The 18,081-nt window shown below is 48.0% G+C and carries 13 protein-coding genes; 2 read left to right on the top strand and 11 right to left on the bottom strand.

What is annotated here, in order from left to right:
- Window positions 1-20: 20 nt before the first annotated feature.
- The 9 genes from RQP50_RS25850 to RQP50_RS25810 form a co-directional block, all read right to left on the bottom strand.
- Window positions 21-308 carry a hypothetical protein gene (locus tag RQP50_RS25850; RefSeq protein ID WP_021259109.1) on the bottom strand — a complete coding sequence of 96 codons (288 nt, stop codon included), beginning with the start codon at window positions 306-308 and terminating at the stop codon, window positions 21-23.
- A 47-nt stretch (window positions 309-355) separates the two neighbouring features.
- A complete protein-coding gene (locus RQP50_RS25845) occupies window positions 356-1,738 on the bottom strand; it encodes a glycosyltransferase family 2 protein (RefSeq protein ID WP_315747155.1) in 1,383 nt (460 codons plus the stop codon).
- A gap of 62 nt (window positions 1,739-1,800) precedes the next feature.
- Window positions 1,801-2,910, bottom strand: coding sequence for a GT-D fold domain-containing protein (locus tag RQP50_RS25840; protein WP_227775117.1), 1,110 nt, complete (start codon window positions 2,908-2,910; stop codon window positions 1,801-1,803).
- A 66-nt stretch (window positions 2,911-2,976) separates the two neighbouring features.
- Window positions 2,977-3,969, bottom strand: coding sequence for a dTDP-glucose 4,6-dehydratase (rfbB, locus tag RQP50_RS25835; RefSeq protein ID WP_315747154.1), 993 nt, complete (start codon window positions 3,967-3,969; stop codon window positions 2,977-2,979).
- Window positions 3,966-4,697 carry a sugar phosphate nucleotidyltransferase gene (locus RQP50_RS25830; protein ID WP_072731633.1) on the bottom strand — a complete coding sequence of 244 codons (732 nt, stop codon included), beginning with the start codon at window positions 4,695-4,697 and terminating at the stop codon, window positions 3,966-3,968. Before RQP50_RS25830 ends, rfbB begins: the two co-directional genes overlap by 4 nt.
- A gap of 122 nt (window positions 4,698-4,819) precedes the next feature.
- Window positions 4,820-5,809 carry a glycosyltransferase family 2 protein gene (locus RQP50_RS25825; RefSeq protein WP_315747153.1) on the bottom strand — a complete coding sequence of 330 codons (990 nt, stop codon included), beginning with the start codon at window positions 5,807-5,809 and terminating at the stop codon, window positions 4,820-4,822.
- A gap of 195 nt (window positions 5,810-6,004) precedes the next feature.
- Complete coding sequence (locus RQP50_RS25820; protein ID WP_394358439.1) at window positions 6,005-6,835, bottom strand: glycosyltransferase family 2 protein; 831 nt, start codon at window positions 6,833-6,835, stop codon at window positions 6,005-6,007.
- Between the two features lie 204 nt (window positions 6,836-7,039).
- The gene (locus RQP50_RS25815; protein ID WP_315747152.1) at window positions 7,040-11,677 is read right to left on the bottom strand and encodes a WIAG-tail domain; all 4,638 of its coding nucleotides are present in this window, start codon (window positions 11,675-11,677) and stop codon (window positions 7,040-7,042) included.
- A 93-nt stretch (window positions 11,678-11,770) separates the two neighbouring features.
- Complete coding sequence (locus RQP50_RS25810) at window positions 11,771-12,931, bottom strand: glycosyltransferase family 4 protein (protein WP_315747151.1); 1,161 nt, start codon at window positions 12,929-12,931, stop codon at window positions 11,771-11,773.
- Window positions 12,932-13,082: 151 nt separating this feature from the next.
- Between RQP50_RS25810 and RQP50_RS25805 the strand changes: the two genes are divergently transcribed.
- On the top strand, window positions 13,083-14,180 hold the full coding sequence (locus RQP50_RS25805; RefSeq protein WP_315747150.1) for a YheC/YheD family endospore coat-associated protein: 1,098 nt from the start codon (window positions 13,083-13,085) through the stop codon (window positions 14,178-14,180).
- A 160-nt stretch (window positions 14,181-14,340) separates the two neighbouring features.
- Complete coding sequence (gene asd, locus RQP50_RS25800) at window positions 14,341-15,159, top strand: archaetidylserine decarboxylase (protein ID WP_021252702.1); 819 nt, start codon at window positions 14,341-14,343, stop codon at window positions 15,157-15,159.
- A gap of 136 nt (window positions 15,160-15,295) precedes the next feature.
- On the opposite strand, the gene RQP50_RS25795 is transcribed toward asd, so the two are convergent.
- Both RQP50_RS25795 and RQP50_RS25790 read right to left on the bottom strand, forming a co-directional pair.
- The gene (locus RQP50_RS25795) at window positions 15,296-16,624 is read right to left on the bottom strand and encodes a Spo0E family sporulation regulatory protein-aspartic acid phosphatase (RefSeq protein ID WP_315747149.1); all 1,329 of its coding nucleotides are present in this window, start codon (window positions 16,622-16,624) and stop codon (window positions 15,296-15,298) included.
- Between the two features lie 86 nt (window positions 16,625-16,710).
- Window positions 16,711-18,021, bottom strand: a complete 1,311-nt coding sequence (locus tag RQP50_RS25790; protein WP_315747190.1) for an XRE family transcriptional regulator — start codon at window positions 18,019-18,021, stop codon at window positions 16,711-16,713.
- Window positions 18,022-18,081 lie beyond the last annotated feature (60 nt).

The following is an 18,081-nucleotide window of genomic DNA, read 5'->3' as shown; positions in this document are numbered from 1 at the left end:
GATCCCCCCTTGCATGCGCATTATTCCTCTGCATCATCCGAAATCTCCTTCAACACATGCTGCAGCTGTTCCGCCATCGCTTCCTCTAGCTCCGCGATTCCGTTCAGATAAGCTACGATACTTTTCGTTAATGCCTGGGAGTATTCCTTATAATCGTTCTCCCCCCCGAATTGAGGGTCAACATCCGGCAGTGCATGCACGATTTGCGCCATGCGAACCGCTACATGCCGCTCTGCGTCAAGCACGCGCGCCATATGCCGCTGCGTATATGACATTTGACCAATCATGTCCGTGATGAAATGTTGCAATATTCTCCCCTCCCAAGCACAAGGCCTAGCTTCCATTCTTCAATTCCTCAAATGTGATAGGAATGAATGACCGGGTGCGCCATAATTGGCAACTGTTCCGTTAGGTCGCTTCTCTCTTGTTCCGTACGGATTGCTACCTTATCAGCGAATCCCCAGCGGTTCAGCGCATGATCACTAACAAGCTCTCTGCATGCTTCACCCTCACGACGATAATACTTTCCTAGTTCCGTTTTAAATACAGCACCGTCAGGAATCTTTCCCTCTGTTGCATGCTGTTTACTCCATTTCTGCGCAACCGCAGCAGCCTCAATTGGTACTCCTGTTGGCCAGCCTCGCAATTCAAGCTGACTTACCCTTACAATCGGGATACGCAACTCCCCTTGAACAGGACGTTTTGCCCCATTTTCAATCCAATAATTTGCATCGTTTAGTCCAGTAACTGCCACCTGAGACGGATAAAATGCCTGACATTGCCGGCCCGCAAGCATCCCATGCTGCGTACGAATACGCTGAAGCCAATCATAAGCATTGCCCCACTTCTCTTGAAAGAAAGCCGCATGCTTATCCTGACTAGATTGAGTGTGACCATCCTGCTCCTGCAGGCTTGCTTGGAACGAGCGATGGATAAATACGTCCCTCGATACGATAAGCTTGAGCCCTAGCAGCCGCATGCGCAAATGATAATCTTCATCTGCAAATCCGCTATTCTCAAATCGCTCATCAAAGTATCCATTCGCTTCAAATGTGCTGCGGCGCATAAGGCGGCACACATGGAACAAACGATCTGTGCTATGCCACCGACTTGCATCTGGGATATTATATTCAGCAGCAAAGTCATACATATCTTTGATATGTTCGTAAGGCACAGGTATCTGCTGTTCGCCGTCAACACGGTTCGACACTGATCCAACCATACCAAATTCTATGTTGCTGTGTAAGCAATTCAGCATACCGGACAACCAATTCGGCGTTACGAGCGTATCACTGTTCAATATGCATATCGTGCTGCCTTTGGACATCATCAATCCAGTATTGATTGCACTTGCCAGACCTCGATTGGTCTCATGGCTGTGATATCTAATCTGTCCGCTAAGCCTTTGCAGATAGGCCAGCGTATCATCGGTTGAGGCATCATCAACAACGATCACTTCGATCGGTCTGTTCGTATTCGAGAAAATACTGTCCAAGCACTGCTCCAGCTGATTCCGTTGATTATAAACAGGTAAAATGATGCTCGTTCCGTCGAATGAGGTGCCATACCGTTCTTGACCTGCCTGAAAGCCTCTGACATAACCTAACGAATAACCATGATCGAATCGGTCTTGCCTCCGGTCACCCTTGCCCTTCCCTGATAGCTGGTGTGTGCTGTTTGATGTTCGAGCTCCTGCCCTCCACGTCTTCTGCAGTACCGGCCGACGATGTCGAGTCATAAACGTGTCACACCTCCCCTTCCCCTTAATGCAAGTTCACACTACCGAATCCAATCTCAACTTCATATTGCAATGACTCCATCCGCGATCTTGTTCGCTAAATGGCCGAAATCAATGGCCACTTTGTTGTATCGCTCTGCTATTTGCTGTGCCAGGATGACCGCTGGAATTCCTGCCGCTACCAAGGCGATATCAAATTCATATCGGGACACCTCATCTAGAATGCGTGGGATATCCGTTGTCCCCCGAACAGGAGCAATTGTACCGGTAACTGTAATTCCTCGCTTCCTCAACATGGATGCTAATCCCACGGCGGCATTGCCCACAGTCAATACGCGGCGCCTTCTAAGCAAGCCATACAGGTGTCCCTGCAATGCAATAGCGTAATTCACTGTCGACACGGTCAGCCTCATATCACCCATGTGTATGCCATGTGCACGAAGCACCGGCAAGAGGAGGCCATGGAAATTCGGAGAACGGAAGGTAGGTACACCGACAAATGACGCTTTGCGCACAGCTTCAGCCAATTGTTCCCGGCAATTATGATCAGGAATTTCAAGTCCTGCATAGGCCAGGAAATCGCCATGTCTCCGCACGAGTTCAGTCGAAACGACCTTATCATGTGCCAAGGCGAACATCTCTCCATCACCAAGTCGGACAAGGGACATCGGTCTTCGCTCTTCCAGCGCCTTATGAAGCTCTGCGCATACTGCCTCCGGTTCTATGAACGACTGCAACTGATGCCGGAACTGTTCGAAGCCTGCAGTGATGACGTCTTCTACGGATATATCAGGGAGATACGTATTCTCAGGCAATAAATTCGCCAGAATCAACTCGCCTCCCTCATACCTTCCATGACGGTATCCATCTTCAAAGCTAAGCCGCTTCTCATCCTCCAGATTGGGGATGGTTGGAATGAATTGATGAATAACAGGGTCGTTTTTTCCTAGCTTCGGCAGCCTCGACTGCTTCGATAGCTTCGATAGCCTCGATCTCAGAACCCCCTTTTTCCGTAACCCTCTTCGCGCCCCTTTGCGTCTCAGACTGCCCGCTCGACCATTCTTTGTTCGCAATCGCTTGCCAAGCGGACGACGCTTTCTTTTGCGTGGAGTACGAATAGAAGCTGTAGTTAGAATAAGCAGCGGCCTTTTGCGGCCCACAGTCGTACTCATGCCTTCACCTTCCCTTGTCATCATGCAGTTATCTGCCTATAAAGCCTATTATGCCTGAAGCCTGAATCAGCGTGCGCCTAAATAAGCGCCGGTGCGAACCCTCTCCCACCAAGTTCGGTTGGATACATACCAATCGATCGTTTCCTGCATCCCTTGCTCCAGATTGACGGCTGGGCGCCAGCCCAACTCACGCTCACTTTTTGCTGGGTCAATGGCATAACGCTTGTCGTGTCCAGGACGATCTGAGGTAAAGGAGATGAGTGATTCCGGTTTATCCAGCACTTGAAGAATCATCTTCACGATGTCAATATTCGTACGCTCATTATGCCCGCCAATGTTATAGACTTCCCCTGCCTTGCCCGCTCTCAATGCCGCATCAATTGCCGCACAATGGTCTGTAACATACAGCCAATCCCGTACGTACATCCCGTCACCATATACAGGAATCGGTTCATCATACAATGCACGCAGGATAATCGTCGGAATAAGCTTCTCTGGGAACTGTCTTGGCCCATAATTATTGGAGCATCGAGTAATTACAACAGGCATTCCATACGTATGTGCATAAGCTCGCACAAGCAAGTCAGATCCCGCTTTCGATGCAGAATAGGGGCTGTTCGGCGCCAATGGAGACTCTTCTGTGAAATAACCTGTATTGCCTAGCGATCCATATACTTCATCCGTAGATACATGAATGAACTTCGAGATCTGGTGACGCTTCGCAGCTTCCAGCAGCTGAAGTGTTCCAAATACATTCGCACGAACAAATGCCTCTGGATCAGAAATGCTGCGATCAACATGGGACTCGGCCGCGAAATGGACAACCGCATCATACGCCGTCTCCGCAAAGATCTGTTCGAGACGCGCCTGATCTGTAATGTCCGCTTTAATAAAACGATAACGACCGGATGTTACAACGTCCCCCACATTATCTGGGTTGCCAGCGTAAGTGAGTGCATCCAAATTCGTAATGCGCAATCCCTCATATTGAGAGAGCATATATAAAATAAAGTTGCTCCCGATAAATCCCATGCCGCCGGTTACGAGCAAATGCGTCACAACCGCACCTCCCACAATTGCTGCGAAGCCTCTGATAAGGAATCGAATGTACCCGCATCGATCCACCATTGCTGAAGCGTATTGTATTGCAGCTTGCCAGCTTGCGCGTAGCAGTTGTTCACGTCGGTAATTTCCAGTTCCCCTCGCGCGGATGGCTCAATTGCACGAATATGTTCGAACACCTGAGTATCGTACATGTATATGCCAGTAACACAATAGGATGATGGGGGGCTTTTTGGCTTTTCTACAATGCATGCTATTCGATCTTGATGCTCTCTATCGAATTTAGGGACGCCGTATCGATGCGGATCCTTGACTTTTTTGAGCAGAATACGGGCCTCTCCAGCATCTTGTTGATGAAACGCTTCTACATAAGGGGTTAAATTGTCCAAAAATAAGTTGTCGCCCAGCAACACAACAAACTTCTCATCCCGCGTCAAATAGGGCTCTGCCAATGACAGCGCCTGCGCGATGCCCCCTGCTTCATCCTGAATTGCATACGTTATGCGCACCCCCATAGACTGGCCGCTGCCGTAATACTCGGTATACAACGAAGCAGACATTTTACCAATCACCATGAAAATGTCGGTTATGCCCGCTGAGCGCAATCGTTCTATCCCATAGCTAACCATAGGATGTTTGCCTACAGGTATTAAGTGCTTATTCATTAGCTTGGTCAGTGGATAGAGACGGGTTCCAGTCCCCCCAGCCAATATGATGCCCTTCATGACGTACATCCTCCCTACATGAACATATGCGTTCGATACTTGATCTCGCACATTTATCCGTTACTTGCGCGCATTATATGTTGAAATGATCATACTGGTGTGTGGATACGGATATGATTTCTTCAACCAACATTTCTTCCCCTTGCAATGCGCTCTCGCTCCACGTTGTCTGTCTGAACTGTATCCCTCTCCATCATTAGCGCCTGAAAGGCTTCCATGTGATCGCCAAGAATTAATGTGGCAACCGGATTGCTTGCTCCGACATTCGTTTGTCTAATTCGGTTATTATGAATGACGTCCACGACCTGTACGGCCTGAACATGGAGCCCCCGTACGATAGCAAGTGCCTGCGCCTTGGGTGGAACACAGAGCGCCTCTTCACCCACCGTCTCGATGGCATGGCGGCTAAGGGCATGCGGAACTGCTGTCATTGAGTTCGCATACAGATCTTCTCTCCCCAAGCAGCGATTGAGCCATTGCTTGCAGTGCGTAATTCCATCCTGCTGTCCGAAATGATGAAGTAATGGAGTAATATTATTCAGTGCAACATCGACCCCCGTCTCAATTGCCCATATGAACGGAGCCAAATTATCAGCAGATACTGGAAAGTCCCCATCCATAAACAATACAATATCAGCGTCCGACAGCCTTGCCCCTATTGAGCGGCCTATATCGTGCCCTAGCGGATCGGTATAATGAACAATGGTTGCCTCCTGGGCCTGCTCTTTGGCGACCTGCAGCGTACCGTCTTTGGAACCATTGATAATGACAAAGAGATCATTTAGCGACAATTGCTGCAATTGCTGCAGAACAGCTCCAATGCTTCTCTCCTCATTGCATGCGCTGAGCACGACGTCTACACGCTTCGTTGTCGGCACAAGCACCGCATCTGCAGCCTGAGGGAAACGACTCTGTACGAACCCGTCTCGGAACGATTCAGCCATAGCCCTTATCCACTCAAAGTGCCGCAGGATGGGGCGATAAGGCTCCATAAACGATGCAAACCGCCTCTGCATCTCATTCTTGACGATTGGGCGCGGGACTTCTGTCGACACTTCTTGTTGCATAGCGTATTCGATGCCTTGCACCTGTCCAGCCCTTGAGGCCTCCATGCACATTTCCCATGGGACGCGGGGAACAGCCGTGATGCTAACCTTCGGAGCAATTGGGCGAGGCTTCCTCCTCGTCCTCCGTTGGGATTTCCGCTGGCGGATTTTTTTGCGTCGCCGCCGACTGGCCACGCTGAATACTTGCCGGGTTCTACGCCGTATCTTGATGCGCCGTTGTCGCTTTCTCCTTAGTTTCACTTAATTCACCCGCCATCGTTGTCTAGTCAAGTCAGTATGTCCACCACGATCTCCAGCCTGTTCGAGCAGCCAGCAAACTGCCCGCATATGATCGTCATTGATGAGCTGTTCTAATGGATCCGCTATGTGCCCTTTGGTGCGAATTCGGTTCAATTTCCCTACATCGATGGAAGGAGCGGTCGTGACAACGAGCCCTTTGTTGATGGCCATGGCCTGTGCGAGCGGCGGTACGGACAACGCATCCGCTCCGATAGCTTCCAATCCCCGACGGCTAATGACGTGGGGCACCGCTGTCATTGATGCCCCCTTCAAGTCAGGACGTGATAGCAGCGCGTTAAGCGCATGCTTGGCCAAGACGACCTGATGCACTTCATGGCGATTCACAGGTCCTGAATAGTCATTAAGTACAATGTCTTTGCCTTCTTCAACCTTCCGTATATAAGGTCTGAGCTTCGAGGATGCGATCACCATATCGCCATCCAAGAATAATAAAATATTCCCCCGAGCTGCCTGTGCCCCAACGGTTCGCCCTATGTCATGCCCTAATGGCTGATCATATCGGAGCACCCGGGCTCCCATTGACTCAGCAATCCGATCTGATCCGTCTGTACTGCCGTTCGATACCACGATAACTTCTGTCCTTGGATGGACTCGGGCAGCCTGTTCAATGACTTTTGACAGCGTGCGGCGTTCATTTAAGACAGGAATGATCACAGATAAGACCGGATAAGAATGGGCAGGTATTTTTATCTTGGGGCTCCATCTGCGCATTCTCCGTTTACGCTTTTTTGTAGAACGGAACCGCCGCCGACGCAGTTTCACTCTCCGCAATTCGCTTCACCCCCTAGGACAGTTATGCCTGTGTAACCACCACATTGTATGTGCCTACCTGATAAGTTGTAACGGCATCTGTACATACACGAGGGATTAGCGGGGATAAACGGCTGAAATACGTGGGTGAATAACCGCCAGCAGCCATGTTGACGCTGACGGTTACTCATAATCACGAATCGGCATTCGCGAAGTGATCCTTTTCTATCCGATCACGATCCATGATACGAATCCTTCCGGCTGCGGACCAATGCGTGTACGGATAATTTCAATGACGACATGATCCGTGAACTGCGACTTCAGAACTGCATAACAAGAAGGATGATTGGTCATTGCGACGAAAACATAGTTTTCATGCGGATAGGATTCTTCGAACTGTATCGTTAACTCAATCTTCTCGTCTAGTTCACGGAAAGCGAAAGACGACATCCCGAATTGCTGCAGTGCAGAGGTTCTCGTCGATGTAGTACGAATAGACGAGAACGTACAATGTTCTGGCGTTATTGCCCCAAGGCTCACATGCTCAGAACTTATTGCTCCTTGGCTGATATGCTCCGCGCTTATTGCGCCATGGCTCACATGCTCCGCAGTTACTGCCCCGTGGCTCACGTGCTCCGAGCTTATCGCTCCTTGGCTCACGTGCTCCGCTGTTATTGCCCCGTGGCTCACGTGCTCCGCAGTTATCGCTCCTTGGCTCACGTGCTCCGCTGTTATTGCCCCGTGGCTCACATGCTCCGCGCTTATTGCCCTGTGGCTTACATGCTCCGCGCTTATTGCCCCGTGGCTCACGTGCTCCGCAGTTATCGCCCGGTGGCTCACATGCTCCGCGCTTATTGCTCCTTGGCTCACATGCTCCGATGTTATTGCCCTGTGGCTTACATGCTCCGCGCTTATTGCCCCGTGGCTCACGTGCTCCGCAGTTATCGCCCGGTGGCTCACATGCTCCGCGCTTATTGCCCCGTGGCTCACATGCTCCGCTGTTATTGCCCTTTGACTCACGTGCTCCGAGCTTATTGCTCCTTGGCTCACGTGCTCCGCTGTTATTGCCCCTTGACTCACGTGCTCCGAACTTATCGCTCCTTGGCTCACATGCTCCGAGCTTATCGCCCCGTGGCTCACATGCTCCGAGCCTATCGCTCCTTGGCTCACATGCTCCGCTGTTATTGCCCCGTGGCTCACGTGCTCCGCAGTTATCGCTCCTTGGCTCACATGCTCCGCTGTTATTGCCCCGTGGCTCACATGCTCCGAGCCTATCGCTCCTTGGCTCACATGCTCCGCTGTTATTGCCCCGTGGCTCACGTGCTCCGCGCTTATCGCCCCTTGACTCACATGCTCCGCGCTTATCGCTCCTTGACTCACGTGCTCCGCTGTTATTGCCCCGTGGCTCACGTGCTCCGCAGTTATCGCTCCTTGGCTCACATGCTCCGCTGTTATTGCCCCGTGGCTCAAGTGCTCCGCAGTTATCGCTCCTTGGCTCACGTGCTCCGCAGTTATCGCTCCTTGGCTTACGTGCTCCGCTGTTATTGCCCCGTGGCTCACATGCTCCGCGCTTATCGCTCCTTGGCTCACGTGCTCCGCTGTTATTGCCCCTTGACTCACATGCTCCGAGCTTATCGCTCCTTGACTCACGTGCTCCGCTGTTATTGCCCCGTGGCTCACATGCTCCGAGCCTATCGCTCCTTGGCTCACATGCTCCGCGATTATTGCCCCGTGGCTCACGTGCTCCGCAGTTATCGCCCCGTGGCTCACATGCTCTGCTGTTATGGCTCCTTGGCTTACATGCTCCGAGCTTATCGCCCTGTGGCTTACGTGCTCCGAGCTTATCGCTCCTTGGCTCATGTGCTGAGATTGGATACACTCCGGTTGCACATGAATCGATTCTACGCTCTCCGGGGCAAGATGATGCCCATGCACAGCATTCTCTACGAGATGCGTCTCATCAATCGAGCCGCTGACCATATGCTGGCTGTTTATTTCTCCTGCCGCCAGATGAGATCCATGGATAGCTGCTACTGATATATGTTTTGCATGGATAGCGTTGGGCCCTATATGGTCTTTCGTTACAGCAAATGGTTCAAGTTGAGACGATCCAATGATTATGGGCTCTGCTGGTGGGGGATTGACGAGATTATTCAACATCGTAAACAATTCATCATCGAGATGTTCAATACGAACTGCCCCAGATGCCAAGTGTTCGTCCGCAACAGCCTGTGGCTGAATATGTGTCCCTTCCACTGACCCTGGAGCCAGCTTGGAGGCCGTTACCGACTGTTCTGCAAGCTGATAGGTGTCAATCGCCTGCGATTCTACATGCTTGCCTGATACCAATCCGAGAGCAAGATGCTCCGCCTCAACAGCTTGATAGGCAATTGCTTCCGAGCTTACTGCACCTTTTGTCAAATGGATGGATTCTACACTGCCCGCTGCTAATTTCTCAGAAGTAACACTCTTATTCGCAAGCTTGCTGGATGTAACCGACATATCACTTAACTTGTCGCTGGATACACTCTCTGGAGACAACTTGAGGGATGTAACCACATGATCAGCCAAGTGATGGGAGTATATGGAGGATGAACCTATGTGTCTGTCTCGTACAGCATGCGGAGCAATCTTCTCACTCGTTACCGCTTCTTGCTTCAGCATAGCCGCATCAATCGATTGAGCTCGGATATGTTCGTCGCTAATTGCTCCTGGTGAAATATGTTCATCCTTGATGGAGTACAGCTCTATTTCCTTGGCCCCTACTGCACCCGCACTGATGTGACGGGAAGTTACGCTATCGTCAGCCAATATCTCAGCCGTCACACTTTGATTCGTCAGCTTTTGACGAGTAACCGCCTCATCAGCGAGCTGCAAAGAGGTAACGCTGTGTACACCCAACTTGCTTGTTGTCACTGCCTCATCTACGAGATGCGCTGTGTTAACAGCATTCGCGACTAAATGTCTCCCTTCTACTGCGCCTGAAGTAATCGTACGCTTATCAATTGCCCCGTCCTGCACATGCCGATTTGCAATGCTATCTTGCTCAATATGCTCCCCGCCGATCGCCTCTTCCTGAATATGAAGACCGACTATGGCAAGTGGTGCGATCTGCTGCGTGCTTATTGCATGCTTGACAACATGACGAGACTGAATCATGGAATCTGCAATTTTTTGCGAAGTAATACTCTGATCGGCGATTTTGGAGGAAGTGACGGCTTGATCTATCAACTTCGCTGTTGCGACTGATTGATCCGCTAATTTATCTGTCGTTACAGCCTGTTCGTGCAAATGCCAGCTATGAATTTCTCCTTCGCGCACATGCTTCTGATGGACCGCTTCCTTCTGCAAATGGGCAGATTGAACTGTTTCTGCTGCAAGATGGATCGAATGAATTGATTGAGGCTGTAGATGATAGCTGCTAATCATATTCGGGGTAAGATGTGAGCCTTCAATTTGGTTGGAACCGATATGCCGACTCTCAACAGCACGTTCAGCGATGATACGACTCACAATAATTTCATCAGCTAAATGGTCGCTAACAATGCTAGAGGGGGCTATTTTATCGCTCGTTACAGCATGATTCCGCAGCTTCGAATTCGTGACTACATCATCACTAAGCTTGGATGTGTCCACAGCGCCATTGGCCAAGTTTTCCGTATGGATCGCACCGCTGCGTATCTTTTCAGAGGTTATGGATTGGTCTTGAATCAATTCATTCGAGATGATTAGTTCGCTCAAATGCTTCGTATGAATAGATCCTTCCGCTAATTTATCAGAATCGATCGTCTTATCAGCCAGCTTCTCGGAGGTTATACTGCCGTCCTTAATTTTGCCTCCTGTAATAGAACGATCTCGAATTTTACTGCCTGAAATCGCATTGCGAATGAGGTGCTCACCCATAATCGAATCAGGAGCGATCTTCCCGCCAGTGATCGCTTCATCTGCAATTTTAATCGATGTGACAGAATGATCCTTTAGCGCATCAGAATCAATGCTCTCACGTTTAATCTTGGATCCGCTTATCGAATACGCAGCCAGTTTCTCATTGGTAACAGCCTCATCCACGATATCATCGGTATATACAATCGCTTTTGGTCGGAAAATGCTTCTCTTCTCGAAAAGCCGTTTTTCCTTCTCTGCCTGCACAGCTATTACTGCATCAACGTCTACCTTCTGCTCTGTTTGCTCAAGCGCATTGTTTTCAAGCATATGGAATGCGTCCATAGAGGAAGCATCAACTGAGGAAGCTTCAACCTCTACATCTTGGGACACCGTTCCTCTAATAGGCTTTGATGGATTTTTAGTCTTCTTCTTTTCTGTGCGGGTTGCTTTCGAAAGCTTGCTATCTGCTTGCTTCGATGAAGGTGCGTTTACGCCAGTGAGTGTGGAAGCTTCGACTTCCGAAACTTGAGTGGACTGTGCCTTCTGCTCGCTATGCTCAATGTCTGGGGATATAGTGAATGGAGGTACAGGCGTTGGTATGTTCTCTTCTCTACTTACATGGGCATCCAAAGATGGTGTCTTCGACTTCGAAGAACCTTCACCTGCTGTGGGCTGCTTCATGGCAACATTGCCTCTCTTTGCCTGCTGAAGAGCCAGCTTTGCTTGTTTCATCAAATGGTTCATTTCTTCCTGTGCTGTCGCAAACGCATTGATGTTAGCTTTCTTGGAATGTGCAACACTATCGGGCTTAGATTTCGATAATTGATCCAAATGGGGCTCAGATTTCGATAATTGATCCAAACTAGGCTTAGATTTCGATAATCGATCCAACATTTTCAGCTCCGACCTATTCGGATTATCTACATAATAGGAAGGCCTCTTTCCTTTCGGGGACAAGCTCCCTTTTTTCTTTTTCACGCTGCACTCTCTCCTTTCCGATGGGCTTCTACCTACACCTAATCCATCATATGCACCCAGTGCTCTCCCCGACACTCGCCTATACGTATGAATCTATTGCTCTGCAGGAGCGCCTATTTCGTTAGCCCACCGCTCGGCTGTTTTGTCCCATGTAAAATGATTCTGTACATGTTCCACAGCCGCTTCCCCCATTCTCTTTCTTCGTTCATCATCATCCAATAACCGATTTAGTTCATTCGCAAGCCGTACGCTTAGCCGAAACGGCCGCACGAGCACGCCTGTAATCCCGTCTGCAACAACCTCTTGAATGCCTCCGACACGTGTTGCAAGTACAGGAACTCCAGAAGCCATCGCTTCCACATTGACTAAACCGAATGCCTCCTTCTCGACCGAAGGCATGACTACAACATCCGCTAGCAAATACCAATCCGGTATTTGTTCATGGGATACATAAGGGACGAATCTAATGTGCTTCGGATACACTCTGCCCAAACGCTCAAGCTTACGCACATAGACGGTTCTCCGTGCAGATCCATAAAACGCGCTGCCGACGATGACAAATAGCGCCTTAGGCTGCCTCGCAATGACACGCGGAATGGCCTTCAATAAATGATGAACTCCCTTTAAGGGAATAAGACGCCCGACATATAGAATGATTTTGCGATCCGCCCAACCTAGCATGTCCTTGCCTGCTTCAGAACGCTGCATTCCTTCTTCCGTCCATTTAGAGCGGAATCGCTCTTGGTCAACTCCTAATGTATTCACTACGATTCGCGAAGCACAACTTGGACAGACTGCTGCAACTTTGCGATATAAATAGCGGCTGTTGACGAAAATCCGATCTGCCGCTCGAAGTGATGACCTTAATAATTTCAGGGGAATATGCTTACGGCTCATGAAGGTGACGGAGTGAAGATTCAATATGATTTGGGCATTGGGAAAGGAACGCTTGATAGGGAGAACAAATCGGGGACGGTTCTCAATTTGAATCGTATCAGGCATGAACTGAGCCATGCTGCGAATAACCCCCTGCACGTACATCCGTGCATGGCTCGCTCGAATTCGAACACAAGGAACACCCCGAACCGTGTCTATCTCTTCCTGGCCGCTCCACAGTCTTGCATAAATTCGTGCATCTATTCGCTGAGCAGCCTTGCTTACCACATGCTCCACGACTCGCTCAACGGAACTGCTCGATCCAGAAGGAATCGGGAATGTTCCTGGCGTGATGACAGCCACCTTCTGAAGATGCATTTCGTTCCTCCTCATCTGCTTAGCCAAGCATCAAATTTAGTCATTATGCCTTCATCCACTCGTCCATACCGCCAATACTGGACATACATACGATGCATTATCGCCGATGGCTATTTGTATATCGCATTTTTGCCCCTAAGGAGGTATGACCATGTCCGATAATCGAATCGGCATTTTGTTCAATGCTCCCTTGCTGCGTGGACTCATCCGTGGCAAGACGAAGCACGAAGCTATCCTGTTCTATGAAGAAGCTGCGCGTCAGAACGGAATCATCCCTTGCTTCTTCCGAATTGAAGATGTAAATACCCGTCGAATGGAAGTAGCCGCGTATGTAAAAGGGCCGACTGGCTATGTTCGCCGACGCATGCCTATTCCACGAGTCATTCATAACCGAGCGATTTATTTGCGTCCCACTTCACGCGCGCGTATCCGCACTCTGGTTCAAGCGAATATTATCTTATTCAACGAGGTCAATCGATACGGCAAAATGAGCATTCACAACGTACTCAAGGCAGATCATATGATCGCCCCACATTTGCCCGACACAACCCTCGCAACTCGTTCTTCTATCGCCAGACTCATGGAACGCTATGACGCGATTGTACTGAAGCCTAATAACAGCAGCATAGGACGAGGGCTCACCAAAATTGAGCGAACAAGCAAAGGGTGGAGAACGACCTACATGCTGCGAACGTCAACAGGGGGCCGTAAGTGGAGAACCGTCGAGATGCCTGAGGGGAAATTGCCCGCATCCGTGAAGTCCCAAATGCTGAAGAAGGCCTTTTTGGTTCAACAGCTCTTGCCGCTCGTTTGCTATAAGGGTAGACCCTTCGATCTGCGTGTATCCGTACAACGAGACGGAACCGGAGAATGGAAAATCACAGGAATCGTGGGCAAGGTTGCACCATCGCATACATTCGTCACGAACGTAGCTCAAGGCGGAACAGTCTATCCATTTGAACTGCTGGCAGCTTCTGCACTGCCTTATATTCCGCTTGATATCCTTCGCGAACGAATCAGCCGCTTCTCCTTAGATGTCGCTTCACGGCTATCACACACCCTGCCCCATCTTGCAGACTTAGGACTAGATATTGGGATCTCTCCTGATGGAATTCCTTTATTTATCGAATGCAATGGACGAGATCAACGTTACAGTTTTCGTGAGGCTAATTTACTTGAATGTTGGAGAGCAACCTATGTGAATCCCATTGCCTATGGCGCATCTCTGCTTCGTCAAGCAAGTCAATAACCCTCTTTATTCTTAGCGTTGTGTAGGATCATATTGAAAATGATGGCGTTCTGTGTCAAGATAGTCCACAGGAAACATGCTTCTTATTCTGTTTCTTGAGGCTGAAAAATACAGGACGCCCTTAATTCAGGTGTCTTATAAACCAGGTGATTAATTAACAATGAAAAAAAGATTTTTACGGCTACTAACTGAATTATCCTCACGCAAGTGGGTATCTCGCATCGCAGGCCGCTTCGCCAACTCCGGATTAAGCCGCCGATTTATTCCAACCTTTGCGAAGACGTACAATATCCGTGTTGAGGAAGCTGAGAAGCCTATGGATCAATACGGGACTTTGAATGAATTCTTCACTCGCAAGCTTAAGCCAGATATGCGTCCTATTTCTGCTGCAGAAGACCAGCTTGCTAGCCCTGTAGATGCAGTGATTACAGGTATGGGGCCAATTCAGGAAGGCAGTATATTTAATGTGAAGGGGCAGGATTATACTCTTGATGAGATGCTGAACCACTCTCCTCATCGACAAAAATATAGTCATGGCTATTGCTTCGTGCTGTATTTAAGTCCTTCCGATTATCATCGTATTCACGCCCCCGTTACGGGGACCACTGTGGAGAGCGAACATGTGCCTGGGCGTGTCTATCCAGTAAATGATTTTGGTCTGCATCATATGCCGCGTGTACTTAGCCGCAACGAACGACTTATCACGTACATACGACATGGACAAGGTGAAGTAGCGGTTGTGAAAGTTGGGGCACTCAATGTGAGCAGCATCCGTTATTCGGATGATAAAGTGAAGTCCAGCTACGAGAAGGGGCAGGATCTTGCCTATTTTGAATTCGGATCAACCGTTGTGCTGCTGACAGAAACGAATACATTCGAGCCCCTGGAGGGATTAGCGCTCGGCGCCAAGGTTAGAATGGGAGATTGCTTGGGGACGTTCCATGCGAAGACTGAACGTGTACAGAAGACACAGAGCTAACCCTACTTGCGTTCAATAGCATCTTACTGAAAAGGGGCTTTTCCATAGGCCATGAACCATGGCAATTGGAAAAGCCCCTTTTTCTGTGCTCATTTTCTCAGGCACCGACTACTAAAGAAAAGCGCTATAACTTTCTTTAAGTAGTTAACACTGCTCTTTTTAAAATGCTCTTTTTCTGAAATTCCACAATATAACCGTCCAGCTCTTGACTAAGTCGAACGACAGTAGCATCTGTCAGATTCCGGCCATCCGCTACAGCACTGATCATGTTCAATCGTGTCTGCTCCAATTGTCTCAGCAAGGCCTCATCCGTTTCCGTTAATCTAGTGAACATGGATATCCCCTTTTTGAAATAATCGATAGCTTCTTTCTGTCTATTTATTCCGCTCATAACTTTCCCTTTGTTAATGTAATAGTTTGCAAGTTCATTGATTTTCATAGGATTGGAGAAGTCTTCTTCCAGATAGTCTGATTCACCTTGGAGCAAATGTTGTGCTGCATCTATATCTCGTTGTTGAAGATAGATATGAAGTAGTGAGTTTACAATATTTAATTGGTAAGTCGATGACTCCATACACAGCTGCAAATGGTAGATAGCTGATTCCGTTTCTCCCCGTTGCTCATGAAGCTTGGCCTGCATAAAAGTTACATGATCCTTCAGGAACGGGAAGCGTGTCAATCGAATACGATTGAGGTACTTCTCTGCCAATTCAAATTGAGATTTATAATAGTAAGAAGAACTAATCAGTAAAATGGAGTAAGCTTTATAGGTACTCTCTGTCTTATCACAGGCCAGCAGTAGTTTACCGAATTCAATACTGTCATTATACTTGCGCAGTGTATAAGCGTGAACACTTAACTTGTAATATAGAATAACACGATCTTCGCAGGTCAGATCTTCAGCATAGGCAAGTACCTGCTTCCCCGAATGATAGGTTTCCTCCATTTTACTGAAATCATCCCGTTCCACTAAATACCGATAGAACAATCCTTTTGCAACATATGTCTGCCAGCCTTGCCTTTGAGCATACATAATTGCATCATCCATTAATTCTAACCGAGACTCTAGGTTGCCTATTCCTTTTTGTACAATGCTTAATAGTTTTCCAAACCTAACTTCTGAATTCTCGTCCAGAGAGGCCATTAGATGAGCCATTACTTCTCTAGCCAGTGAGATATCGTCTTCGGACGACACGAGTTGCTGCAGCAGACAGAACCATATCTCCGAATGAATCTTCATATTGGCAAGAGCCGTTACGACTTCATGAGCAGGTATATGTAAAATAGAGAAAATGGGTTGTAGGATCGCATAATCTCGTGGAGCTCCGCCATATTCCAGGAACGAAATTCTCTTGTTATTTACTCCTGACCTGTTCGCAAGTTCCTGCTGAGTCATATTCAATTCATCTCGATAACGACGAATCAACTCCCCCAAGGTCTCATTTCTCGGTTTTACAACCCCCATGCATGTATCCTCCATTACACTTTCTTGATGAATCGTGAGTGAATCTCCATCTGGAAACAAAAGAGATCAATTGTGCTTCTTTTTCATTAATCTCTTAATAGATAATTCTTAAATATCCCTTTTTTCTGTATTTCAACGATATAGGTATCAAGCTCTTGACTGAGCTGCACAACAGAGACGTCTGTTAAATTCCGTCCTGTTTTGGCTGCATTCATCATCTTCAACCGTGTGCGCTCCATCTTTCGTAATAGCTCTATATCGTTTTCAGTTAATTCAACAAACATGCTTACACTTTGGATATAACAATCAACGGCTTCACTGTTCTTTCCCCATCGATGAAGCCATTTTCCTTTAAGTTTGTAGTAATATGCGTGTCCTGATATTGAATTTGGATTTAAGTAGTTTACATTGAGGTATACATGTTCTTGCTGGAGTAGTTGCCTTGCAGAAGTACTATCATTTTTTGTTAGATACAAATCAAGAAGTGAGTTCACAATGCTTATTTTATAAGAAGACACTGTAAAACATTTCTGCAATTGGCTAATTGCCAATTCGATGTGTCCTCTTTTTTCATGGAGTTTGGTTGTTAAAAAATCGACATTTTCTTGAACAAAGGAGAAAGGAAACTGACTGAATACTTTCAAATATTTTTCTGCCTGATCATATTCCTCAAGTCGAAAATAGGATGAACAAATAAGCAAGGTGGAGTACGCTTTGTAGGTGCTCTCCGAGCTATCTTCAGCAATTCCTAGCTTAGCTAACTCAATACTTTCATAGAAGCGGTCTATGTGGAAGGCATGTACGCCTAACTTGTAATAGAAAACCACTCGATCATCACGAGGGAGAAGCTCCACGTAGTGAAGCACAGCCTGTCCAGACTGGAAAGTTTCCTCCATCCTACTGAAATCGTCCCGCTCCACTAAATAGCGATAATACAATCCTCTCGTTACAATAGACTGCATATCTCTTGTTTTGACATAAGAGATGATATAATCCAGTAACTCAAGCCGCAACTCAATGTTATCTGCCACTTGCTGAACCGCATGATATAGCTTGTATATCAAATCTTCATTTCCCATATCATGACAAGCCAACAAATGAAAAAGAATATCTACGAGTATTTGCCTATCTTTACTTGGTAAATATGCTACCAACAGGGCCAGCCATAATTCAGAACTAACCTCTTCTGTCGGCAAAGCCGCCACTATTTCTTCCACCGGAATATGCAGTACTGTAATGACTGACTGCAGCACTGCATAATCTAGTGGTGTTTCGCCTTTTTCGATCGCGATAACACTTTCATAATCTACACCTGCTTCTTTTGCAAAATCCTGCTGATTCATATTCTTCCGATTCCGGTAACATTGTATTAGTTCCCCTAGTTTCTCGTGCACCATAACGGAACGCATTCATGTTTCCTCCGCTTACAGGATATCAGCCAAACATTGGCCACTAGC

Origin of the sequence: Paenibacillus suaedae (assembly GCF_032337355.1) — a bacterium.
In the GTDB taxonomy this organism is placed as follows: Bacteria; Bacillota; Bacilli; order Paenibacillales; family Paenibacillaceae; genus Paenibacillus_B; species Paenibacillus_B suaedae.
This window is presented reverse-complemented; position numbering and strand designations above follow the sequence as displayed.